Consider the following 16,103-nt stretch of genomic DNA (forward strand, 5'->3'; position numbering starts at 1 on the left):
TTATTTCAGATGTATCGTAACCCATCCTTGCCGGTGGTATGTTTCGATATGCTTCATTCCTTGTTTTATATAAGTCTCCAAAACATGGGCATGTTGTTCTTCAAGAATTCCAGAGAGTATAAGTGATCCCCCTTTTTGAAGTGCCGTTACCACTTCTTGCGCAAGTTCAATAAGCGGATTAGCAAGGATATTGGCAACGATGAGATCAAAAGGGGTTCGTGATGCAATTGCATCATGGGAAAAATCTGTTGCTGTAATAGCTGTAATATATTCCTTGACACCATTGAATTCGATATTGTGTTGTGCAACTTGAACAGCAATTGGGTCAATATCGGACGCAAGCACAGTAATTGGTTTGAGCATTGCTATGCCAATGGCTAGTACACCGCTCCCAGTACCAAGATCAAGGGCATTTTTTGGATTTTCGTGTTTCATGACTTTGGCAATCATTTCTAAACAACCGGCTGTTGTTCCATGATGTCCGGTGCCAAAAGCTTGATTAGCTTCAATTTCAATAGGGAGAACATTTGCTGGAATGGCGTTTCGGTTGTGACTTCCATGAAGGAAAAAAGGACCAGCTTGCACAGGTTTTAGTCCTTCTAGGCTTTTTTGTACCCAATCAATGTTGGGTAAAACTTCCATATTAATTTTATCAAAATCTATAGAGAGAACGCTTGCAAAATGTTTTAATGCGTTCTCTTGATTGTCTTGATCGACATATAGAGAAAGCTCATATACAGCATTTTGTTCATCTATCTCTGTAAGAGCAAGAGGATAACCTTCTTCGTCAAAGGCTGTTTCTATAAGGGTATAGAACCGTTCTGCTTCATTTTTAGAAGCAGTATAATAGAGGCGAATTTGTTGCGACATGCTGTTCTTTCTTTTGATCGGCTTTTTTTAGTTTAAGATGAGTTTTTTTAACCGTTCAATGGCGATTTCATCTTTTAATTCGCTATCGCTTTCTTTCGTGTCATAACGAATAACGCCAGCTAATTTTCCACCTTTTTTGAGTAAAAAAATTGCTGCTGTATGGTTATATGTATAGTTTCCATCGGTTTCAGGGACTTTTTCAGCAACGATGTTGAAAGAATTGACCATTTTATGAACTTTATCAGGATCTCCACTAATGCCAACAATTTTATTGTTAAAATTACTGAGATAATCATGGAGTACTTTTGGTGTGTCACGTTCAGGATCAACAGTCACAAACCATATACCTAATTTATCAGCTTCAGGCCCAAGGGCTGTAAGCCATCGATCAAGATTCATCAGTGTGGTAGGGCAGCTTTCAGGACACATAGTGAAGCCGAAAAAAATTATTGAAGGCTTGCTTCGAACATCAGCCTCAGTAATATTTTTTCCATTAGAATCAGTGAGAGTAAAGTTATCACCTAAAGGCTTATTTGTCAGCGTATCATAAATAAAAACACCTGCAAGAAATATGATTGTCAGCCCCAAGATGCGTATTACATTTTTCATAGTTTGACTCTCTTAGATAGATCGAGAAATTGTAACATCGGCAGGTTTGTTTTGCAATGTTTGTTTCATGGTTGATTTTATTGGCTTGATTGGTATGTCTTTCCATATCTATTGATAAAACATTGGTGAAAGATGTATGAATATTGAGAAAGATCTTCGATTTCATGAAAGTGAACCTCGTATCCATACGACAGCGCGGCTGCATGGTTGTAAATTAGGGCGCTATGTGGAAATTAATGAGCGGGTGATTTTACGGGATGTAACCGTTGGAGATTTTTCTTATTTAGAGCGTAATAGTGAGGCTATTTATAGCGATATTGGGCGTTTTTGTTCTATTGCATCTCATGTACGGATGAATGCGTTGGAGCATCCTATGGAGCGCGTTTCAACGCATAAAATAACCTATCGTCCAAACGAATATTTTCGTTATATGGCATTAGATAGTGGTTTTCGTGAAAGGCGTTGTGCAAAACGTGTTATTATTGGGCATGATGTGTGGATTGGACATGGTGCGGTTATTATGCCTGGAGTGACAATTGGTCATGGCGCTATCATTGGCGCGAACGCTGTTATAACGAAAGATGTTATGCCTTATACGATTGTCGTTGGGGTGCCTGCTAAGCGATTGCGGATGCGTTTTCCCAATCATGTGATAGAATGCCTTTTAGATATGGCTTGGTGGGATTGGCCACTTGATAAAATTCACGACGCATTGCCTGATATGCAAAATCTGCCCATTGAAGCCTTTGTTCGTAAATGGAAATGACATGCAGAATAAAATAAAGTGGTTTCTTGAAAAAACTGATCATGGTTTGCTTGTAATTAAGCTTTGTTTACAAAATTGTCTAGTACACGCTTTTCTCCGGCTTTTTCGAACATTATTGTCAATTTATGATCGTCTATTGCTGTAATATGACCATAACCAAATTTTATGTGAAAAATCCGATCATTGACAGAAAAATCTGATGGTACATGAGAGATTGATTGAGAGATAACTTTCCCTTCAATATTCTTGTTTTTTTGTGCACGCTTTTGTCTTGGTGTTGCATAGTCATTATAAAAAGAATCGTGATATTGAAAGGAAGATTTTCCATAACCACCATAGGATGTTTCCATTTCTACAACTTCTATATGTTCTGCTGGTAATTCATCTAGAAAACGGGAGGGAAGAGCAGGTTGCCAAAGTCCATGAATTCTTCGATTCGATACAAACCATATATGCAAATGTTTTTTTGCTCTTGTTAGACCTACGTAAGCAAGACGCCGTTCTTCTTCTAATCCTGAACGTCCACCTTCATCTAATGAGCGCTGGTGGGGAAAGAGTCCTTCTTCCCAACCTGGAAGAAAAACTGTTTCAAATTCAAGTCCTTTGGCTGAATGAAGTGTCATGATGTTGACTGCATCCATATTTTCATTATTTTCCGTTTCCATAACGAGTGCAACATGTTCCAAAAAACTTTGAAGATTTTCAAATTGTTCCATGGAACGAATCATTTCTTTAAGATTTTCTAGTCTTGTAGGAGCCTCTGGTGAGCGATCTTCTAACCACATGGTTGTATAACCAGAATCATCAAGGACGATCTCGGCAAGTTCTCTATGAGGAGTGTCTTGAAGCATATTTTGCCAGCGGCGGAAGTTTTCAATGAGGCTTCGTAACGCACTGCGTGCCTTAGGCTTTAATTCATCTGTTTCAATGATGTCTGCGGCAGCAGAAAAGAGAGGAACAGCACGTGCACGTGCACTCTCATAAAGAATGCGCAGGGTTGCATCTCCTATGCCGCGTTTGGGTGTATTAATAACACGCTCAAAAGCTAAATCATCAGTAGGTTGGACAACAACGCGTAAATAAGCCATGGCATCACGTATTTCCATTCGCTCATAAAAACGAGGACCACCAATAACGCGATAATTAAGGCCAAGCGTTACAAAGCGATCTTCAAATTCACGCATTTGAAATGATGCGCGTACCAATATCGCCATATGATTTAATGCATGACCGGTTTGTTGTGCGCGTTCGATTTCTTCTCCAATTGCTCGTGCTTCTTCTGCCGAATCCCATGCTGAATGAATTTTTACCTTTTCTTCCTCGCTCTTTATTTGAGCAGAAAAAAGGACTTTTCCCAGTCTTTCTTCATTATGCGCAATGAGATGGGAGGCGGTTTTGAGAATATGAGATGTTGAGCGATAATTGCGTTCTAGACGAATAATTTTAGCAGAAGGAAAATCTTTTTCAAAACGTAATATGTTTTCGACTTTTGCACCACGCCATCCATAAATGGATTGATCATCATCGCCAACACAACAAAGATTAACATGTTGACCTTGAGGATGTTGGGCCAAAAGGCGAAGCCAAAGATATTGTGCTGTATTTGTATCTTGATATTCATCGACAAGAATATAATGAAATTGAGAATGATATTCGCGAAGAATATCTGGATTATGTTGGAAGATAGAGATAGAATGAAGTAGAAGGTCACCAAAATCACAAGCATTAAGATCTTTTAATCGATTTTGATAACTGTGATAAAGTTCACGTCCCATGCCGTTACCAAAGGAATGAGCATCACTTTTTGAGATATGTGTTGGTGAAAGTCCTTGATTTTTCCAAGAATCAATCATCATGGCAAGGTTTCGTGCGGGCCAACGCTTATCGTCTAATCCTTCAGCTTGAATAAGTTGTTTTAAAAGTCGAAGAACATCATCGCTATCGAGAATTGTAAAGTTTCTTTTTAAATCAACAAGCTCTGCGTGACGGCGTAAAATTTTAGCTCCAGTGGAATGAAAGGTTCCAAGCCAAGGCATACCTTCAACAACTTCTCCAATAAGTTCACCAATACGTATTTTCATTTCACGGGCTGCTTTGTTGGTGAAAGTGACAGCAAGTATTTGCTGAGGAGAGGCAAGTCCAGAGCGTAAAATGTGAGAAATACGGGTTGTTAAAACGCGTGTTTTTCCTGTACCAGCACCTGCAAGAACTAAAAGAGGTCCCTCAGTATTCATAACAGCTTGTTGCTGTTCTGGATTGAGTTGTTCTAAATAGTCTGTGTTATATGATTTTTGTTCTTTTAGAGTATGGGAGAAAAAACCAGAGCTCTTCTTATCATGGTCTGGAGGGGAATCTTCTTCAAAGAAAGGTATGGTATGATCAGAAAAATTACTCATTATCTCTCTTTTGTAGTCTTTTTTTTATTGAAGTTCTAGATTAAAAAAACTTCTCTTAAAAAGTCACAACAGTTTCAGTTGAACAGACAGAAAGAGAACGTAAAAAAATAAGCACAACCATTAAAGGCTTTGGGTGAGAACGCTTTGAAGGGCATAAACGCGTAACGAAGCCGAAAGATTTACTTGTTGTGGTCTTTTGCTATCAATATCGGTAATAATAAAGGCTAAAGATTGTCCTTTTTTGCGGGCTATATCTTTTAGAATATCTAAAAATGGTGGTTCTAAAGAGACGCTTGTTGCGTGTCCATCAACGCGAACAGATATCTTTCGTGGAATGACTTTTGACCAATCGATAGAATTATTTTCGTGCATTTTTCCACCTTTATTCGTCGTTTCGCAAACGATTTTGATCAAGAAATTTTTGCATTTTTAAAGATTTTTGCTGCTCAAAATTTTTTTCAGTTTTTGTTCGTCCAAAACGATAACGATTTTGCTCAGCACAAAGAGATTTTTCTGTACGTTTTTTTTGTTTTCGAAATTGGCGAAGATTAATCAATTCAGTCATGAGAAAAATTATTTTTTCCGAAAGGAATCTAAAGAGACAACATCAGCACTTTGATTTTGTTTTGCATCGTTATTTGAAGGTTCTTTATTTGTACTGAGATTTTGTTCTTTTGTAAGCGTATTTTCTTTTTTTTGTTTGTTTGATAAGGTAATAGGCGTAGTTGAGGTATTTTCTGAATTTTCACTTTCTCCAGAGGTCAGATTTGAGGGCAGATCAAATGCTGCTTCAAATGCTGCTACAGGATCATAAAAGACCTGAATGGAAGTAAAAGGAATCACGAGCTTTTCGGTTATTTCCCTGAAAGAGAGGGTTACTTCGAAAGCTGTTTCTGAAACACTGAGATCTCTAAATTGATGTTGTAAGACGATTGTCATTTGCTCAGGATAGCGATTTTTTAGCCGAGGAGAAATTTTAACGCCTGGGGCATTTGTCAAAAAAGTTATAAAAAAATGATGATTTCCCGGAAGACCTGCTTTGGCAACTTCCGATAAAACTTTACGGATAACTCCACGAAGCGCATCCTGAACGAGAATATCGTAACGGATTTGATCTTTAACCATCGAAGTTTATTCCTTTTATTTCACGTAGCAGAATGGGGCGTATTGATATTGTGTGACAGAATATATTTTAAATTAGCAGATTTTTTCTACGATGCACCTCAATAAATCGAATAAATACGAAACTCTATGGTAAATAATGTCTGATAATGTCTGAAAGATCAATCAACAACATTTAAAAAAGTGAAGGCTTCTGTTGCCAGGTGCCTCCGAACCCCGCTTAAACCTGCGACGGTTTAAGGCTCAAATTGAAACATTCACACCACCTTAAGCGGCGAGACGTGCTTCCGCATAGTTGTCATTTGCAACTACTCATTTAGCCCGATAACGGTGGTACAATGCCGAGTAAAAGAGCGATCTTTACACCCTTGTCGATCCTATTTCGCCCCCACCAAAATATAATTTTGGTTTCTTATATTTTGGTGGAGGCGCCGGGTACCGCCCCCGGGTCCAATAGGTTTATTTCACCGTCCATTTATTACCATAGCTGGTGAACCAGCCCTCTAAATATAGATGAAGAACAGTCTTAGGAAAAGGGGGGTTGTTAATATTTTTAATCCTCTAATTATTTATGGAGCTATATGATGCGGCTGTAAAGTATAGTCCGCTCATTTTTGGAGAGGAGATGATGCAAAATGACAAATAATCTAGCAGATATTAAACTATATGATTCAAATCCCGATGAAGCAGCAGTAGAACGACTTAGCCGTCGTTTAGCTTTAGTGATGAAAAAGCAGGATGCAGCGCTTGTTGCTACATCGGATCCAAAAGAGTTAGAACGTGTTGAAAAATGGGTTCAAGATGTTTTAGAAGCCGATGAGAAGAGTGCTAAAATGGCTGTTTCAAAAGTGGCTGAGATGATGTCTGGAGAGCGTAGAAAAAGTCGTATGACTTTTTATTATCTAGTTGCTAAGCAACTTAATGCACTTCATAAAATTTAAACAATATTAAATTTGTGATAATGATAAAAAAAGCCCAATTTCTTGGGCTTTTTCGTTGATAAAAAGGGTTAATGTTTTTCATCCTCTTGGAGGTAGCCTCCTTTACGCATACTCGGGACAAAGAGAAGAGCAATGAATGCCATGATCATCACGACGGTTATATAAAAATAAAAGAGAGATTCATGACCGTACTTTTTTAATCCAAGCGCAACGTATTCAGCAGAACCACCAAATAAGGCGTTGCCAATGGCATGAGAGATGCTAACGCCTAATGCGCGTATTGAAGAGGGAAACATTGCTGATTTGACGACACCAGAGATGGATGTATACATGCTCATAATGAAGAGCAAGCCAATAATGACGGAAAAGGCAACCCATATACTATGCGTATTACCGATTATCCAGAGTCCAGGAAATGTAAAGATGACAGAGAGTACACTCCAAATGATAAGTAAAGTTTTTGTTCCAATTTTATCGGCTATGATACCAGCTATGGGTTGGAATAGGATGAAAATAAATAGTACAGCTGTCATAATCGTTGTTGCGGTATGTTTATCAAAGCCGGTGGTTGTGATCAGATATTTTTGCATATAAGTCGTAAAGGTGTAAAATGTGAGTGATCCTCCTGATGCAAAGCATGCAATTACGACAACGGCTTTTGTATGCTTGGTGAGAAGTTCCTTAAGACTGCCAGAGTGTTTGTGAGAGCGGCTTTCTTTCGTGGTTGTTTCGTGGAGAGAACGACGCAGATAAATCGCAATCACTGCCCCGAAACCACCAATCACAAAAGGAATGCGCCATCCCCATGCTTTTAACTGATCTTCAGAGAGATAAGATGCTAGAATAAATATAATGAAGCTGGCAAGAAGTTGACCTGTAATAAGGGTGGCTGATTGGAAAGAAGCAAAAAGCCCACGATGTTTTTTGAGAGCAACTTCGCTCATATAAGTGGCTGCTGTACCATATTCACCACCCGCTGAAAGTCCTTGCATCATCCGAGCTAAAAGTAAAAGGATTGCTGATGTTACTCCTAAGGTTTCATAGGTGGGAAGTATGGCGATGAAAAAAGAGCCACCACACATCATAAAAATGGATATAAGCATCGAGCGTTTACGTCCATAACGATCGGCGACAAACCCTAAAAACCAAGCTCCAATAGGGCGCATAAGAAAGCCAATAAAAAACACACCTGCGGTTTTTAACAGTGGCGTAATCGTATCACCATCGGAGGGAAAGAATTGTGATGCAAAATAAATTGATGCAAATGAGTACACGTAAAAATCATACCATTCTACGAGATTTCCTGATGCGCTTGCTATAATAGCAAAAACACGTTTTCTTGCATCCTGTGATGCTGAAGTTGTTTCATTTTTCATGAATTGTTCCCCTTTTGGATTTATAGTTCATATTTTCTAAACATAATTGTTTATGATTTCCAGAAAAATTCAATGGTATTATAACAATTTCTTAGGGAAACTCTTTAAGATGATTTATTAGAGTTATGTTGTCATTCGTTTTAAGATTTTTACTTGTGTTGTAGAATAAAAAGTTATCACATTGCATTTAAAGGGAGAGAACATTGAAAAGTAGATCAAGATACCTTTAAACTTGATGAGAAGAATGCAATATTGGCATCATACCGGAAGATTATAGAAGAGATGGTCTTTATGAGCAGAAAGCCCAAAAACTGAAGACATTTCATAAAGCTTAAGTAATGTAAAAGGGGATTTTGTGTCCTTAATTATCTTATTGTATCATAACACATCATCATTTAGGAGGGTGAGGTAAGTCTCAGATAAGGTTTTCCGTATGAGGTGTTTTTTAGATATCGTGATAAATATTTAGGGTAGGGCTGCCCATAGAATCTTATCAAGTAAATTACATAAAGAGGGCAGTAACTATAGACAATTTAAAAGAAACTGAGTTGTTTGTAAGATGAATGCGGGGCGGGCTTTTCGTTCTTTACTAGGGTGGAGAGGAGATCAAAAAAAGCCCAATTTCTTGGGCTTTTTTTATCCAGAAAATAAGTTTAATGAAGTTTATCGTCTTTATCGAGATATCCTCCTTTATCTATATCGGGCATAAGAAGAATAGAGATGAGTGCAATGACCATCATACCAACGATGTAAAAAAAGAAAACAGATTCGTATCCCATATTTTTTAATCCAAGCGCTACATATTCAGCAGAACCGCCAAAGAGTGCGTTGCCAATGGCAAAAGCAAATCCAACACCAATTGCTCGGATTGAAGCAGGGAACAATTCTGCTTTTATGATACCAGCAATGGACGTATAAAAACTCATAACACAGAGTATTCCAATAATAATTAAGAGTGCTGTCCATGGATTATGGGCATTACCGATCATTTTAAGTACAGGAATGGTGCAGATAATGGATAATGCCCCCCAACTAATGAGTGAAGCTCTTGCTCCAATTTTATCGGCTAGGGAACCAAAAAGAGGTTGGAGTAGCACAAAAACAAAGAGGGCGGCAGTCATTATCGTTGTTGCGGTTTGTTTATCAAAGCCCGTGGTTGTGATCAGATATTTTTGCATATAAGTGGTGTATGTATAAAATGTGAGAGATCCACCAGCTGTAAAGCCAACAACCAAAAAGAAAGCTTTTTTATGATTACGAAAAAGTTCTTTAAGACTACCAGCGTGTTGTTCAGAGCGGCTTTTGAGGGTTGTTGTTTCATGAAGCAAGCTACGCAGATAAATTGCAACGATTGCTCCAAAGCCACCAATGACAAAGGGAATACGCCATCCCCATGCTTTTAACTGATCCTCGTTAAGGTAAATGGCTAAAATAAATATTATAAAACTTGCGAGAAGTTGACCTGAGATCGTTGTTGCATATTGAAAAGAAGCAAAGAGCCCGCGACGATTTTTGGGTGCAACTTCGCTCATATAAGTTGCTGCTGTACCATATTCACCGCCAACGGAAAGTCCTTGAAACATACGGACTAAAAGGAGAAGAAATGCTGCTGTTATTCCCAAGGTTTTATAAGTGGGAAGTATGGCAATGAGAAAAGAGCCACCACACATCATAAAAACAGAAATAAGCATTGAGCGTTTACGTCCATAACGATCCGCAATGTATCCAAAGAGCCATGCTCCAATTGGACGCATAAGAAAGCCAATAAAAAAGATTCCTGCCGTTTTTAACAGTTGTGTAACAATATCTTCATCTTCAGGAAAAAATTGTGATGCAAAATAAACCGATGCAAAGGAGTAAGCATAAAAGTCGTACCATTCTACCAGATTTCCTGATGCGCTGGATATGATAGCAAAAATACGTTTCCTTGTATCATGTGGATCTAAAGTTGTTTGATTATTCATGAAGTATTCCCCTTTTAGATTTATAACTTTTCTTCTTTTTAAAGCTATTTACGATGTGCATTATAAAAACGCCATTGTATCATGATAATTTTTTAGGGAAACATAAAGATTTTTTCTAGAGCTATCAGTGGTGTTTTGGGCTCATGGTGTTGTTACATTGCGTAAATCATACGCTTTTTACTATCCTTAAGGAAATATTATTTTTTGTTTGATTGTGAATTATTTGCATATGCAGAGTGTTTATGAAGATATGATACTCTTTAGTTTATATGCTTGATGTTGTTTCGTAAAATGATGTTATTGACTATTTCATGCGAGGTTGGTGTATCTGTTAAAATACTTTTTATGAATGAGCTTAAGTGTTAAGGGGGAGTACAATATTAAGAGTTCGTCAAAAGTATAATGATAGCGGCTTGCACTTTTATTAAGTGTAAAGAGAGTAATGTTCATGTTTATATTTTACGGGGCTTTTACGTTATGTCATTCACGGGTGCCGTTGTGAAATGGAGTTGGGTGCATTGAGAAATGTTTCTCAAAAAAGTGTGCGAATTCATAATATAATGGTATTTTCTATTTTCATGAAAGAATTTGTTTTGCATGAGGGGGTACTATTAAGAACGTATTAAACAAAATCATGAGTGTAATCTTTATTATTGATAAAATTATCTTGAAAGATAATCACTTTTCTTCGATTTTGAGTGGGTATGGGAATATTAAAATAAATCAAACGTTTTTTATCTTCAGTGAATTAAATTCAGCTAAAGAAGTATTTATTACATAATAATATGAAGCCATTTATTTTTATAAGCGGCGTGTGCAGGAGGGAACATTGCTTCTTTAGAGTGTTTGAAGGGATAAAAAATTGTGAGCTTTAAACTTCTATCGGAAAGGATATAAAAAAAGCCCAGTACTCTGGGCTTTTTTGTTAAAATCCTTGTTTGTTAACATTAAAGGTTAATGAATATCGTCTCCTTGTAAATACCCTTTTTTGCGAGCATCTGGCATTAAGAGAACAGCAATGAATGCAATAATCATCATGCCGGTTATATAAAAATAGAAGACAGATTCATATCCAAGATCTTTTAATCCAAGTGCGACATATTCAGCAGAACCGCCAAACAGTGCGTTGGCAATAGCATAAGAGAGCCCAACTCCTATTGCTCGTACTGAAGCAGGAAACATTTCTGATTTTACAATGCCAGAGATAGATGTATAAAAGCTCATAATGCAGAGCATTCCAGTAATGACTGATAAAGCAATCCATGTACTATCAGTACTACCAATCATATTAAGTCCAGGAATGGTAAAGATAATAGATAAGACACTCCAAATAAGGAGTGAAGTTCTTGTTCCAATTTTATCTGCAAGAGCACCAAAGAGGGGTTGGAGTAACATGAAAACAAAGAGTGCAGCTGTCATGATTGTTGTGGCTGTATGTTTATCAAAGCCAGTGGTTGTGATCAGATATTTCTGCATGTAAGTCGTATAGGTGTAGAATGTGAGCGATCCTCCAGCTGTAAAGCCAATAACCAGAAAGAAAGCTTTTCGGTGGTTGCTCAGAAGTCCCCTAATACTACCAGCTTGTGCACTAGAACGACTTTCTTTGGTCGTTGTCTCATGGAGTGTGCGGCGTAGATAAATCGCAACAATTGCGCCGCATCCACCAATGGCAAATGGAATACGCCAGCCCCACGCTTTTAGCTGATCTTCGGTGAGATAAAGCGCTAAAATGAATATAACGAGACTGGCTAGAAGTTGACCACCAATCAGTGTGGTATATTGGAAAGAGCTAAAAAATCCGCGGCGATTTTTGAGGGCGATTTCGCTCATATAAGTTGCTGTTGTACCATATTCACCACCGACAGAAAGCCCCTGAAGCATTCTGAGTAAAAGTAAAAGAATTCCTGCTGCCATTCCAATGGTTTCATAGGTAGGAAGTAGGGCGATTAAGAACGAACCACCACACATCATAAAAACAGAGATAAGCATTGAGCGTTTGCGTCCGTAACGATCGGCAATGAAGCCAAAAAGCCATCCGCCTATTGGGCGCATAAGAAAACCAATAGCAAAAACACCCGCCGCTTTTAAAAGTTGCGTAACGTCATTGCCATCTGAGGGAAAGAATTGTGATGCAAAATAAATAGATGTAAAGGAATAAACATAAAAGTCATACCATTCTACTAGATTACCTGATGCACTGGACACGATAGCCCAGATACGTTTTCTTGTATCATGTGGTTTTAAAGCTTCTTGTTTTTCCATAGTCGATCCCTTTATTTGATGTTCATCCATCTTTGTTCATTTATGTCATTTTTTTAGAAGCTGTCTATAGTATTTTATCTTTTGCATCAAAAATTTAGTTAGATCATGATAATTTCTTGTGTAAGATGTTTTTGGAAAAAGATTTGAATTATGTTTGTACGGATTTTACAGTTTTTATTTTCTATAATAAGAAGAATCGGACATAATACCCTCATGAAATCATATCTTGCTCTTTTATCTCATGTTTTAAATCAGGGTATTGATCGGACAGATCGAACGGGTGTTGGAACGCGATCTATCTTTGGGTATCAGATGCGTTTTGATTTACAAGCAGGATTTCCGTTGTTGACAACAAAGAAACTACACTTACGTTCAATTATTTATGAACTTTTGTGGTTTCTTAAAGGCGATACAAATATCGCTTGGTTGAAAGAGCATGGTGTGTCAATTTGGGACGAGTGGGCTGATGAAAAGGGAAATCTTGGTCCTGTTTATGGTTATCAGTGGCGTTCTTGGCCCGCTCCTGATGGACGCCATATTGATCAAATTAACAATCTTTTAACGATGATTAAGGAAACGCCAGATTCTCGTCGCTTGATTGTATCAGCTTGGAATCCTGCATTAATAGAGGAAATGGCGTTGCCTCCGTGTCATTGTCTTTTTCAATTTTACATTGCGGAGGGGAAATTATCTTGTCAACTTTATCAGCGTTCGGCGGATATTTTCTTAGGTGTTCCATTCAATATTGCATCCTACGCATTGCTAACGATGATGATTGCGCAAGTAAGCGGTCTTAAAGTAGGCGATTTTATTCATACTCTGGGAGATGCTCATCTTTATTCTAATCATTTTGAACAGGCAAAATATCAATTGTCTCGTATACCAAATGCTTTGCCATGTATGCGCATAAATCCAGCGGTAACAGATCTTTTTTCTTTTCAATTTGAGGATTTTGAGTTGCTTAATTATGAAGCACAACCCCATATTAAAGCGCCGGTAGCAATATGACGATTTCCATTTGTTTAATTGCTGCTGTTGCAGAAAATGGTGTTATCGGTCGTGAAGGTGCCATGCCGTGGCATTTATCGACGGATTTGCAACGCTTTAAAGCTTTGACGTTGCGTAAGCCCATTATTATGGGAAGAAAAACTTGGGATTCTATTGGGAGACCTTTACCAGGGCGTACAAATATCGTCATTACGCGTGATTGTACCTTTTGTGCTGAAGGGGCTGATGTTGCTCACTCTTTATCGCAAGCTTGTTCTCTTGCAACAAATGTTGCTTCTCAAAATGATGTAGAGGAAATTTTTATTATTGGTGGGGGTGAAATTTTTCAACAAGGGTTGCATATGGCTGATAAAATATTCCTTACAGAAGTTTTAGCTTCTATAGAAGGTGATAGTTTTTTTCCTGTTTTTGATAAAGAAAAGTGGACTATTGTGCAAACACAAGATATTCCAAAAGGGGATAAAGATAGTCATCCGACACGTTTTGTTGTTTATGAGCGGAAATAATTTTTTGTAATATGAAGTGGAAGGGTTTATCAGTTGTATTGTAATGAGGTAAGAGACACCCTATAAGATCAAGCAAATGGTTGGTGTTCGAGTAGTGGTAATCAGTTAAAGAGGTGATAATGCCCTGGACAAATCAAAATGGTGGTGGCCCGTGGAGTGGCGATAAAAACAGTGGTGACAAAAAAACACCAGCTAAGAATCTCTTTGGTTCTGGTGGCGGTAATGGTGGCGAAAATGGTCCTAATCTTAATGAAATTTTGCGCAAAGGGCAGGATCAGTTTAAACAATTCGGGAGAAGCAGTTTTTCTGTTTTATTCCTTCTGCTTATTGTGTTTTTTTGGCTATACCAGTCAATTTATATTGTTCAGCAAAATGAACAAGCGGTAGAGTTGCGCTTTGGCATCCCTAAAGAAGGCATTATTGGTGATGGGTTGCATTTTCATTTTTGGCCAATTGAGACCTATATGAAAGTCCCTTTAACGGAAAAAACAATCGCGATTGGTGGGAAGCCCGGTCAGGCGCAACAAAGTGATGGTTTAATGCTTTCGAGTGATCAAAATATCGTTAATGTTAATTTTTCCGTTTATTATCGGATTTCATACCCTAGTCAGTTTTTATTCAATGTGAATGATCAAGAGGGAACTGTCCGCCAAGTTGCTGAGAGTGCAATGCGTGAGGTCATTGGTTCGCGGCCGGTTGATGATGTTTTACGTGACAAGAAAGAAGAAGTTGCTAATGACGTTAGAAAGATTATCCAGTTGACTGTGGATAAATATCAACTTGGTGTCGAAATAAGCCGTGTTTCTATCAGTGAAGCTGCTCCTCCGACAAAGGTTGCTGCTGCGTTTAATTCTGTTCAGCAGGCGGAGCAGGAACGTGGAAGAATGATTGAAGAGGGGAATCGTGTGCGTTTTACGAAAATTGGTTTAGCAAATGGTGAAGCTTCACGCACACGGGAAATCGCAAAAGGTGAAAAGGCACAAATGGTTGAAGAGGCAACAGGGCGTGCTGAACGTTTTCAGGCGATAGCTCGAGAGGCTGCGATTTCACCAGAAGCTGCTCGCTACCGTCTCTATATGGAGACGATGGGGCGGATTCTTTCTTCACCAAATAAGCTGGTTCTTGATCAGGCAAATTCTCCAGCGGTGCCTTATTTACCTTTGAATGAATTGTTGCATAGCAAGTCATCGGAAAAAGTAAAGGCAACAGCAGCGCGTCCTGCGTTACTCTTAGATTCTCGTATTTCTGGAGGAGATTAATTATGCAGCAATCTCGCTTTTTGTTTGTTTTTAGTGCTATAGTGTTTGTTTTGATGATTTTGTGGATGTCCGTATTTATCGTCTATCCTCGTCAACAAGTAGCAATTAAGCGTTTTGGACAAATTGTTCAGGTAGAATCTAATCCTGGAATCTATTTCAAGGCGCCCTTTATCGATAAGATGATCATTGTTGATAATCGGTTATTGCGTTACGATGTTCCTACACAATCTGTACAGGTTCGTGGTGGTGCGTATTATGAGGTGGATGCGTTCTTTATTTACCGTATTACAGATCCTAAGTTGTTTTTACAGCGCATTGCTTCTGGGCGTCCACAAATTGCGGCACGTGAAAACCTTGCACCACGGTTTATTGACGCTTTGCGTGCTGTTTATGGTAAGCGAGAATTTAAAGCAGCCTTATCGGATGAACGAGGCGCGATGATGGCTGAAGTACAGAAGCAATTTTCTGTAGATGCAGGCTCGTTGGGTATTACCATTGTTGATGTGCGTATTCGTAAAACCGATTTGACTGATGCTGTTTCAGAAGATGTCTATCGGCAAATGGCAGCTGAACGTGAAGCTGCTGCGGAAAATATCCGGGCTCGTGGTCAGCAGGAGCGAGATCGTATTGTGGCAGAAGCTAATCGTGAATATGAAGAAATTGTAGCAGCTGCAAAGCGTGATGCTGAAATTACCCGTGGTGAAGGTCAAGCTGAAAGTATTCGTCTTTTATTGAATGCGAGGGAGGCTAATCCGTCTTTTTACGATTTTTGGTTGGCGATGGAACAATACAAGAATTTAGAGAAAACACCGATGGTGATTTCTCCAAATGAGGATTTCTTTTTCTATTTTCGTAATCCGCCGCAGGCAAATAAAGCATTCTTACCGACAATGAATACTGGCCTCAGTAAAACTGATCCAAAATCGGGAGAGAATAGATAAAATAATGGATTGCAGATACGAGATTTTGCATGAAAAGAATGATCTGTGACCATTTTCTTTTATGGTAAAAGTGGTAGAGAGTA

Annotated in this window: 15 protein-coding genes and 1 other RNA gene; 6 read left to right on the top strand and 10 right to left on the bottom strand. The window is 38.4% G+C overall.

Annotation, left to right across the window (positions count from 1 at the left end; genetic code table 11):
- Both ACFIMA_RS03280 and ACFIMA_RS03285 read right to left on the bottom strand, forming a co-directional pair.
- Nucleotides 1–870: a 50S ribosomal protein L11 methyltransferase gene (locus ACFIMA_RS03280; protein WP_375693106.1), complete on the bottom strand. Its 870-nt coding sequence runs from the start codon at nucleotides 868–870 to the stop codon at nucleotides 1–3.
- A gap of 27 nt (nucleotides 871–897) precedes the next feature.
- Nucleotides 898–1,479 (bottom strand): SCO family protein, encoded by a 582-nt coding sequence (locus ACFIMA_RS03285; protein ID WP_375628847.1) that lies wholly within the window; start codon nucleotides 1,477–1,479, stop codon nucleotides 898–900.
- A gap of 136 nt (nucleotides 1,480–1,615) precedes the next feature.
- Here ACFIMA_RS03285 and ACFIMA_RS03290 point away from each other — a divergent pair, with 136 nt between their 5' ends.
- Nucleotides 1,616–2,245 carry a DapH/DapD/GlmU-related protein gene (locus ACFIMA_RS03290; RefSeq protein ID WP_375628849.1) on the top strand — a complete coding sequence of 210 codons (630 nt, stop codon included), beginning with the start codon at nucleotides 1,616–1,618 and terminating at the stop codon, nucleotides 2,243–2,245.
- Between the two features lie 56 nt (nucleotides 2,246–2,301).
- On the opposite strand, the gene ACFIMA_RS03295 is transcribed toward ACFIMA_RS03290, so the two are convergent.
- The 5 genes from ACFIMA_RS03295 to ssrA form a co-directional block, all read right to left on the bottom strand.
- Entirely contained in the window at nucleotides 2,302–4,641 is a 2,340-nt protein-coding gene (locus tag ACFIMA_RS03295; protein ID WP_375693107.1) for an ATP-dependent helicase, read from the bottom strand.
- Between the two features lie 120 nt (nucleotides 4,642–4,761).
- Nucleotides 4,762–5,013 carry a ribbon-helix-helix domain-containing protein gene (locus tag ACFIMA_RS03300; RefSeq protein WP_375612010.1) on the bottom strand — a complete coding sequence of 84 codons (252 nt, stop codon included), beginning with the start codon at nucleotides 5,011–5,013 and terminating at the stop codon, nucleotides 4,762–4,764.
- Between the two features lie 10 nt (nucleotides 5,014–5,023).
- Nucleotides 5,024–5,206, bottom strand: coding sequence for a DUF4169 family protein (locus tag ACFIMA_RS03305; RefSeq protein WP_375612011.1), 183 nt, complete (start codon nucleotides 5,204–5,206; stop codon nucleotides 5,024–5,026).
- Between the two features lie 8 nt (nucleotides 5,207–5,214).
- Nucleotides 5,215–5,766 (bottom strand): SspB family protein, encoded by a 552-nt coding sequence (locus tag ACFIMA_RS03310; RefSeq protein WP_375612012.1) that lies wholly within the window; start codon nucleotides 5,764–5,766, stop codon nucleotides 5,215–5,217.
- A 179-nt stretch (nucleotides 5,767–5,945) separates the two neighbouring features.
- Nucleotides 5,946–6,302: a transfer-messenger RNA gene (ssrA, locus tag ACFIMA_RS03315) on the bottom strand.
- A 96-nt stretch (nucleotides 6,303–6,398) separates the two neighbouring features.
- Here ssrA and ACFIMA_RS03320 point away from each other — a divergent pair.
- Entirely contained in the window at nucleotides 6,399–6,704 is a 306-nt protein-coding gene (locus tag ACFIMA_RS03320; RefSeq protein WP_375618238.1) for a DUF2853 family protein, read from the top strand.
- A gap of 68 nt (nucleotides 6,705–6,772) precedes the next feature.
- Here ACFIMA_RS03320 and ACFIMA_RS03325 read toward each other — a convergent pair whose 3' ends face one another.
- The 3 genes from ACFIMA_RS03325 to ACFIMA_RS03335 all read right to left on the bottom strand — a co-directional run bounded on the left by ACFIMA_RS03325 (nucleotide 6,773) and on the right by ACFIMA_RS03335 (nucleotide 12,306).
- Entirely contained in the window at nucleotides 6,773–8,080 is a 1,308-nt protein-coding gene (locus ACFIMA_RS03325) for an MFS transporter (RefSeq protein WP_375632342.1), read from the bottom strand.
- A 653-nt stretch (nucleotides 8,081–8,733) separates the two neighbouring features.
- Nucleotides 8,734–10,044 carry an MFS family transporter gene (locus ACFIMA_RS03330; protein WP_375668345.1) on the bottom strand — a complete coding sequence of 437 codons (1,311 nt, stop codon included), beginning with the start codon at nucleotides 10,042–10,044 and terminating at the stop codon, nucleotides 8,734–8,736.
- Nucleotides 10,045–10,998: 954 nt separating this feature from the next.
- A complete protein-coding gene (locus ACFIMA_RS03335; protein WP_375612016.1) occupies nucleotides 10,999–12,306 on the bottom strand; it encodes an MFS family transporter in 1,308 nt (435 codons plus the stop codon).
- Between the two features lie 213 nt (nucleotides 12,307–12,519).
- Here ACFIMA_RS03335 and ACFIMA_RS03340 point away from each other — a divergent pair, with 213 nt between their 5' ends.
- The 4 genes from ACFIMA_RS03340 (at nucleotide 12,520) to hflC (ending at nucleotide 16,020) form a co-directional block, all read left to right on the top strand.
- Nucleotides 12,520–13,314 (top strand): thymidylate synthase, encoded by a 795-nt coding sequence (locus tag ACFIMA_RS03340; protein WP_273722957.1) that lies wholly within the window; start codon nucleotides 12,520–12,522, stop codon nucleotides 13,312–13,314.
- The gene (locus tag ACFIMA_RS03345) at nucleotides 13,311–13,820 is read left to right on the top strand and encodes a dihydrofolate reductase (RefSeq protein WP_375628859.1); all 510 of its coding nucleotides are present in this window, start codon (nucleotides 13,311–13,313) and stop codon (nucleotides 13,818–13,820) included. The genes ACFIMA_RS03340 and ACFIMA_RS03345 overlap by 4 nt, the downstream gene beginning before the upstream one ends.
- 119 nt (nucleotides 13,821–13,939) lie before the next feature.
- Nucleotides 13,940–15,079, top strand: coding sequence for an FtsH protease activity modulator HflK (hflK, locus tag ACFIMA_RS03350; RefSeq protein ID WP_375693108.1), 1,140 nt, complete (start codon nucleotides 13,940–13,942; stop codon nucleotides 15,077–15,079).
- 2 nt (nucleotides 15,080–15,081) lie between these two features.
- Complete coding sequence (gene hflC, locus ACFIMA_RS03355; protein ID WP_375606990.1) at nucleotides 15,082–16,020, top strand: protease modulator HflC; 939 nt, start codon at nucleotides 15,082–15,084, stop codon at nucleotides 16,018–16,020.
- The last annotated feature ends 83 nt before the right edge of the window (nucleotides 16,021–16,103 follow it).

It is taken from the genome of Bartonella sp. AP88HLJMH, from assembly GCF_042195605.1.
GTDB lineage: Bacteria > Pseudomonadota > Alphaproteobacteria > Rhizobiales > Rhizobiaceae > Bartonella.

Excerpts from the sequence above, each read along its gene's own strand:
- ACFIMA_RS03325 (WP_375632342.1), bottom strand. The coding sequence starts at position 8,080 with ATGAAAAATGAAACAACTTCAGCATCACAGGATGCAAGAAAACGTGTT.
- ACFIMA_RS03310 (WP_375612012.1), bottom strand. The coding sequence starts at position 5,766 with ATGGTTAAAGATCAAATCCGTTACGATATTCTCGTTCAGGATGCGCTT.
- ACFIMA_RS03340 (WP_273722957.1), top strand. The coding sequence starts at position 12,520 with ATGAAATCATATCTTGCTCTTTTATCTCATGTTTTAAATCAGGGTATT.
- ACFIMA_RS03330 (WP_375668345.1), bottom strand. The coding sequence starts at position 10,044 with ATGAATAATCAAACAACTTTAGATCCACATGATACAAGGAAACGTATT.
- ACFIMA_RS03300 (WP_375612010.1), bottom strand. The coding sequence starts at position 5,013 with ATGCACGAAAATAATTCTATCGATTGGTCAAAAGTCATTCCACGAAAG.
- ACFIMA_RS03290 (WP_375628849.1), top strand. The coding sequence starts at position 1,616 with ATGAATATTGAGAAAGATCTTCGATTTCATGAAAGTGAACCTCGTATC.
- hflK (WP_375693108.1), top strand. The coding sequence starts at position 13,940 with ATGCCCTGGACAAATCAAAATGGTGGTGGCCCGTGGAGTGGCGATAAA.
- ACFIMA_RS03320 (WP_375618238.1), top strand. The coding sequence starts at position 6,399 with ATGACAAATAATCTAGCAGATATTAAACTATATGATTCAAATCCCGAT.
- ACFIMA_RS03295 (WP_375693107.1), bottom strand. The coding sequence starts at position 4,641 with ATGAGTAATTTTTCTGATCATACCATACCTTTCTTTGAAGAAGATTCC.
- ACFIMA_RS03305 (WP_375612011.1), bottom strand. The coding sequence starts at position 5,206 with ATGACTGAATTGATTAATCTTCGCCAATTTCGAAAACAAAAAAAACGT.
- ACFIMA_RS03335 (WP_375612016.1), bottom strand. The coding sequence starts at position 12,306 with ATGGAAAAACAAGAAGCTTTAAAACCACATGATACAAGAAAACGTATC.
- ACFIMA_RS03285 (WP_375628847.1), bottom strand. The coding sequence starts at position 1,479 with ATGAAAAATGTAATACGCATCTTGGGGCTGACAATCATATTTCTTGCA.
- hflC (WP_375606990.1), top strand. The coding sequence starts at position 15,082 with ATGCAGCAATCTCGCTTTTTGTTTGTTTTTAGTGCTATAGTGTTTGTT.
- ACFIMA_RS03280 (WP_375693106.1), bottom strand. The coding sequence starts at position 870 with ATGTCGCAACAAATTCGCCTCTATTATACTGCTTCTAAAAATGAAGCA.
- ACFIMA_RS03345 (WP_375628859.1), top strand. The coding sequence starts at position 13,311 with ATGACGATTTCCATTTGTTTAATTGCTGCTGTTGCAGAAAATGGTGTT.